The organism is Pelagicoccus mobilis (assembly GCF_016595505.1).
GTDB lineage: Bacteria > Verrucomicrobiota > Verrucomicrobiia > Opitutales > Opitutaceae > Pelagicoccus > Pelagicoccus mobilis.
In genome coordinates, this window is sequence record NZ_JAENIL010000107.1 from 1 (window position 1) to 6946 (window position 6946).

At 49.0% G+C, this 6946-nt stretch carries 3 protein-coding genes; 2 read left to right on the forward strand and 1 reads right to left on the reverse strand.

The genetic code is table 11. The annotated features are described in order from the left end of the window. Together JIN87_RS27335 and JIN87_RS27340 are read left to right on the forward strand one after the other, a co-directional pair. Positions 1-3039, forward strand: a 3039-nt coding sequence (locus JIN87_RS27335) for a putative Ig domain-containing protein (protein WP_200359801.1), incomplete at its 5' end; no start/stop codon positions are given. Between the two features lie 121 nt (positions 3040-3160). Beyond that, entirely contained in the window at positions 3161-4087 is a 927-nt protein-coding gene (locus tag JIN87_RS27340) for a phosphotransferase enzyme family protein (RefSeq protein ID WP_200359803.1), read from the forward strand. A gap of 10 nt (positions 4088-4097) precedes the next feature. Here JIN87_RS27340 and JIN87_RS27345 read toward each other — a convergent pair whose 3' ends face one another. After that, positions 4098-6767, reverse strand: a complete 2670-nt coding sequence (locus tag JIN87_RS27345; protein WP_200359805.1) for a PVC-type heme-binding CxxCH protein — start codon at positions 6765-6767, stop codon at positions 4098-4100. Positions 6768-6946: the final 179 nt, after the last annotated feature.

Genomic DNA, 6946 nt, shown 5'->3' on the forward strand with positions numbered 1-6946 from the left:
GATCCGCTACCAGATTGGCTCACAATCGACGAGGACACGGGTGAACTCTCCGGCACTCCGGAAAACGACGACGTCGGATCCATATCGGTCACAGTCACTGCCACCGACGAATCCGGCGAAGAAGCATCCGCAACCTTCGGTATCCAAGTCGACAACACGAACGACGGACCAACAGCCACGGCCATCACCGATCAGACAACTGACGAAGACGCCGCGTTCAGCTTGGACGTATCCGGAAACTTCGAAGACGCAGACGCAGGAGACTCGCTCACATTCTCCGCGACTCTAGAAAACGGTAATCCACTACCAGATTGGCTCTCCATCGACGAAGACACAGGTGAGCTCTCAGGCACTCCGGAAAACGGAGACGTAGGTTCCATATCGGTCACCGTCACAGCAACCGACGAGTCCGGCGAGGAAGCATCCACAACATTCGGTATCCAAGTCGACAACACGAACGACGGGCCGACTGCGTCCGCCATCACCGATCAGACTGCTAACGAGGATGCAGCGTTCAGCTTGGATGTCTCAGGTAACTTTGACGACGCCGACGTCGGTGACACTCTCACCTACTCTGTTGAGCTTACCAACGAATCCGGGCAAACAATCGGTGACGGTTCTCTACCTGACTGGCTGAGCTTCGACGAAAGCACAGGGCAGTTCTCAGGCACTCCTGCCAATGACGATGTCGGTATGATCTGCGTTAAGGTGACTGCCTCCGATGGAACAGCCTCAGCGAGCGACATTGTAGCAATAACCGTTGAGAACACAAATGATGGTCCAGTCGCTACTGCAGACGTCGCCTATCTCGGCGAGGATGACGATACGACCTCTGGAAACGTCCTCACAAACGATTCTGACATCGACCAAGGCGACAGCTTATCTGTTTCCGCAATAAGTGGGGGAACCGTAGGTGCAGAGACATCCGGAACATACGGGGATCTCACAATCAACAGCGATGGTTCCTATACTTATGACTTAAACAACAGCAACGCCACTGTTCAAAACCTCGATGATGGTGAGTCATTGACAGACACTTTTACCTACACTGTATCAGATGGAAATGGAGGGTTCGACACGGAGTCTCTAACAATCACGATCAACGGTGCCTCAGATGGCCTCACAATAACAGGGACCTCCGGAAGCGACACTCTGACGATCGAATCTCCAACAGATGGAGATACCTATGAGGTCGACGGTTTGGGAGACGACGACACTCTAGATCTGTCGGACTACAGCTTGGATGACGCAAGTTTCTCTGATGGATCAATCGTCATCGATCTGGGAAGCGGCGAATCGTTCACTGTTAACTACACGAATGTCGAAACGATCCAATTCTCGGATACATCTGCCTCAATAATCAATGGAGACCAGTCAGATACCTCCTTCTCAGGAGAAGCCGTCTTCATCGACGGAGACCAAGCATTCAAAATCGAACTGACAGGAAATGGGGACGTAGACTACTCATACGACTCAAGCGCAGGCAGTATAACCATCGATGATACAAGCGGCACGAACAACAGTTCGACCCTTACGATAACCGATCTCAACGGGAACGACTTGATTGTCGACTCCATCAATATCGATTCGGATCTCGGAAATCTCACGAGTAACATAGACATCACTACGATCGATATCGCCGATGATAAAAACATAGAAACCCTAACTCTCAGTCATTCAGACGGGAGCGTCGGCACAATTCACTATGAACACGACTCCGACTCCTCAATCACGGTAAATGCAGACGTAACGACTATCACGGCTGACAACAAGCTGAAGGGTGATATCACCGTAAATGGAGATGTCGGTACGATTTTCGCAGACGATCACATTGAAGGAGACATAACGGTAACGGGCGATTTGGATACGCTTTCTTCTAACAAAGAAGTTAAAGGAACCAACGTCGATGTTGATGGGAATCTAGGTACGGTATCCGGAACCAAGGTAAAGTCGGACTTCGACGTTGAAGGAGACATCACTTCCATTACCTCTACTTCATCTAGCATCGAAGGGTCATTCTCTGTTGGCGGTAATGTGGGATCAATCACTTCAGCCGATGACCTTAAGAGCACCATCAATATCACTGGCGATGTCGGATCGATAACTGTAGCTGACGAAATCAAGGATCACGACATCACAATCGGTGGTGACGTGGGAGTCATCACAGTCGGAGACAACCTGAAAGTTGATATTACGATCGGTGGAGATCTAGATTCGATAGATATCGCCGGAGACCTCAGTGGAAACCTGTCTGTCGATGGGACAGATCCTGTATCAGAGGGAAGCGATAGCGACAACACGATAACAACAGGTTCGGATCTAGACGTTGTCTATGCCGGCAAAGGGGACGATACAATCACCACAGGTGATGATAACGACCTGATTCACGGGGAAGATGGTGATGACACAATTAACGCCGGAGATGGAAACGACATCATCTATGGAGACAAAGGCGATGATACCATCAACGCTGGTTCCGGCGACGATACGATCAATGCCCAAGAAGGATACGACGATGTAGACGCAGGAACCGGAGATGACACCATAAGGATCGACTACGGCACAGGAACGACCGGAGGCAGCGGTTCGGGATCTGGTAGCGGGTCAGGATCAGGTTCTGGTTCTGGCTCGGGAAGTGCGTCCGGCAGTGCATCTGGTTCTGCTAGTGATGGCTTAGACTTCGGTTTCTTCGACGGAGGAGAAGGTGATGATACTCTCGAGTTCGAAGGTACCAACCTGGAAATCGATTTCACAAACATTGGTGCCGACAATGTAGAAAACATGGAAACCCTCGACATTACAGGAGATGGAGCCAACACCCTCCGTTTGAGTGCGGAGGATGTTCTCGATATGACAGATAGTGAAAACCGACTGTTCGTTGACGGAAACTCTGACGATACAGTCGAGATCTCAGACACCTACTCAAGCCAGGGCACAGAGTCGATCGACGGAGTGGACTACAATCATTACTACGATGCGTCGACGGATACACACCTCTATATCAACAACGATATCAACAATATCGAAACCTGGGGGTAGTTTTCGCATGGATACAGTTCAGAAACAAACTGCACTCACGACTCTTCAACCGATTCATAGTACAATTTCTCCGCAGTCGATAGCGGACTTCGTTCAGGAAAGGTACTCATTAGAAAGCGGAATGGTTTGCAGCTATAAACTGCGAGGTACAAACGACATCTACAAACTGTCGAACGGAGAAAAGAACTACTACGTTCGCCTCAACCGTAATCACATGCGAAGTGAGGCTGAAATATCCAACGAGCTGGAGATACTGACAACAATTGGTATCCAATCTGGTTGTGTCGCTCTCCCTGTCACGGCGAACGATCACAGCAAGTACCAATCAGCGTCAACGCCCGAGGGGATTCGCCAACTCGTTGTCTTCGAGGAAGCAATAGGAGTAACGGACAACAAGCCTCAGCCACATCGCTTAGCACAGGCGGGCAGGACACTTGGAAAAGTCCATAATTTTTCGTCTTCACTTCCTCAATACAATGAGTTGCCTCGTTACGATATTGCTACCTGCATTACACAAAGTACGAACATCGTCTGCGACTTCTTACACAAGGATCCCGAACTGAGGCGACACAGTCTGTTCTACCAAAAGTTCTCCTTGGCCCTTAAACGAGAACTTGAGCATCTCCCAACAGACCGTTTCAGCTACGGTTTGATACACGGTGACTATCTTTTCGGAAATTTCGTATACGACAAACAAGGGAAAGCGACCGTTTACGACTTCGACCGAATCGGATACGGGTGGCACGCTTTCGACATAGCAACTTACCTTGGGCACCTCACGTCGCACAGCAACGTTGCGTCGCCCTCAACTCTCTTCAACACATTGACTGAACACTTTCTCTCAGGCTATCAGGAAGAGTTCACAATCTCCGAAAGCGAAAGGGAAGCGCTTCCTGTGATCTACCTAATGAGACGCCTACACATGAGAGCTCTTTGCTGTTTGCAATTCATCGATTGGAGCAACCAGTTTCTAAACAAACACAATTGGCATCGTGATATTCGTAAAACGAAAATCTGGGCGGCCCAAATGTGTGGGCTTAGCTTGTAGCGGGTAAGGATTAGAGCGTCTTTAAATAGGCCACAATATCGGCAACATCTTGCTCATTTAGACCAAGCTGATCCGCCGAGAGCATTAGAGAGCGATTATACCAATTCACTCTTTCTACTCTTTCTTGAGGAATCATTTGCAAGATCCCGCCCATAGATCGAATCCGTAACGGATCTCCTTGCGACTCGATTAGACCATGAACGATTGTACCATCTTTAAGTACAACCTCTCTCCCTGAATAACCGTGCGCGATGTCGTCATTAGGCTGCACGATAGAACGAATCGTTACATCCAAGCTTTGACGAGAGGCCCAGCCATTAAGATCAGGCCCATAGTCTACACCAAGCTCTCCAATTCGATGACAGGCTAAACACGCCCCGGCTTTTGCCTTCCCACGTTCAATATCTCCCACGAGATTTGAAACATCGTCAACGTTTAACAAATTTTCCACTACAGGTTCTGGTATCTGACTAGGAGCGACAATAATCGTATCAGGATCATAAATACCTTCTTTTTTCAGACGACTATCCACTCCCAAACCTGAATACCGAGAACTCCTGTAATTAAGCAGCCACCACTTCGCTGTCTCGCCGATTCGGCCCTCCTCATTGCTTAAGTTGAATAAAGCATCAACGGTATCCTCAGTTCCTGTAAACGCTATCGCGGTCACTGCATCCAATCGCTCCTGTTCGCTGAGTTCATCCGAAGACGCACGTACTTCAAAGTCACGAACCGCAGCTTCTGGTGTCAATCGCCATGCGAGCGCTGCAAAATTCGGATCCCACTTGATTGGGTTCACTGAACCGACTGACCCCAACAATAACTCGTAGACCGCAGCTTCCTTTCCCGTGCAACCGATCCCCCAAGCCTCAAGCAAAGTGCGGTCAATCGCATCGATATTCAGACCGATGCGTAACAAAATGTCTTTAGATTCAGAGTAGCTAAGATCCCGCATCGAAAGGGCTACTTCCCTGATAACTCGGGAGTCTTGGTCATTCACCATTCGATTCGCCAACACAGCAATGTCGTAATCAATATTTCTAAGAGCTTGATAGGCAGTCGCTCTGACACGTCCATCTTCATGTTCTAAAAGAGATTCGACTATTTTAACCCCGCGATCGCCCAACTCTGCTAACAGCCAAATAGCTCGCAAGCGTATGTACGGGTTTGCATCCTTTAGAAGAGTGGAAACGATTTCAACAGCGTCCGCACCTCTCTCTTTGAACGCCTTGTATCCAATTCCTCTAACATTTACAGCTGGGCTCTTCAGTGACTCTAAAAGCCCCTCGTCTGTGTTTAGTTCTATCTCGGGCGTTACTACTGATTTCCCAGACGGAGCGATACGGTAAATCGTTCCACTAACAGTCTCATCCTTGTCCGCGTGCCCCCCTACTCGAGGATCAAACCAATCAGCAACGTATATCGCACCATCGGGGCCTACTGTCACGTCCGAGGGTCTGAAAAACGTCTTAATGTCATCAGAGAGTTTTCCTCTTTTCCCATCAGTACCGGCGATCTCTTGCTCTTTGTTTGATGTCAGGAAATGATATCGATCGAGTTCGTATCCTGCTCCCCGCGATTCAGGTTTGTATCCAAATATAACGTTAAGTGCGGCTTCGCAGCTCAACAGAGTTCCACGAAATTCGTCCCCAAACAAGTCTCCCTCGTAGAAGGCGATTCCAGTTGGAGCACCGGCACCGTAAACATCTCCTGCCGGCATAATCCCCGGATCCTCCTGCCTCCATTGCGCTGTTGGTATACTCTGACCTGGTCTGCGATCCGCTTGCCAATACCGGAGTCCGTCCCGCGAAAAGAAGCCTGCATTACCATACTCCAATAGATAACTCGTGCGACATGCGGGAGGATCATCGTTGTCGTTTTGGAAGACTTCCCCTCCAGAGGTTACCGTTTGCTCGTAAGAGTTCCGGAATCCATGGCCTACTACTTCTAAACCGGTGCCGTCCTCATTCATTCGCATCGCGAATCCACCTACATACACGTGACCATCATCGCTTTGCGCTCCTGAATACTCAGATGGAAGAATACCATAAAGCGGTTTAGTGTCACGGCCAAGCAAACCAGAGTATGCACTTCCTACACGATATGTGTTGCCATTCCGATCCGTGACAAAAGCTCCACTATTTCCATGGTTAAAGTACAGTTTCCCATCCGGACCAAAGGTCACGGAGTGCAGAGCATGGTCATGATTAATACCATTAAACCCCGTTAATAGAACTTCCCTTTTGTCTACTCGTGGGTCGAAAGCCAAATCTCGATCGACATCTGTATAGACAATCAAATCTGGAGCAGCGGATACATAGATCTTATTATCGATCACCGCAATTCCAAGAGGAGCAATGAGCTCTGGCTCTTGGACAAAGGTCCAACTCTTATCGCAAACGCCATCTTGATCGGTGTCTTCTAGCACTACGATCCTATCGCCCTCTGGATCCCTTCCCTTACTCCAACGATAATTGACTCCTTCAGTCACCCAGACACGTCCCGCATGGTCGATGTCCATGTTGGTCGGATTTCTTAAGTCAGGAGATTTAGCCCAAATGGTAACGTCATAATTACCAGAAGTTTCGAAGAGCGTCGTTGAAACGTGATCATTTGATTGCTCAGCTGCTAGACAAACAAGCGGCAGCAAAACGATTCCAAGGAGGGGTACAGTTCGCATCGTACCTAACTCCTGTAGAAATCGATACGAAATTGAGCAAGGGAATCTAACGCGTTAAGTAAAAGATCCACTGATCGGGGCAAAAAGAAGGCCCCCATCTCCTTTTGGGAAACGGGGGCCGTAATCTGGCAATAACCTACTCTCGCAGGACATGGCGTCCAACTACCATCGGCGGCTGA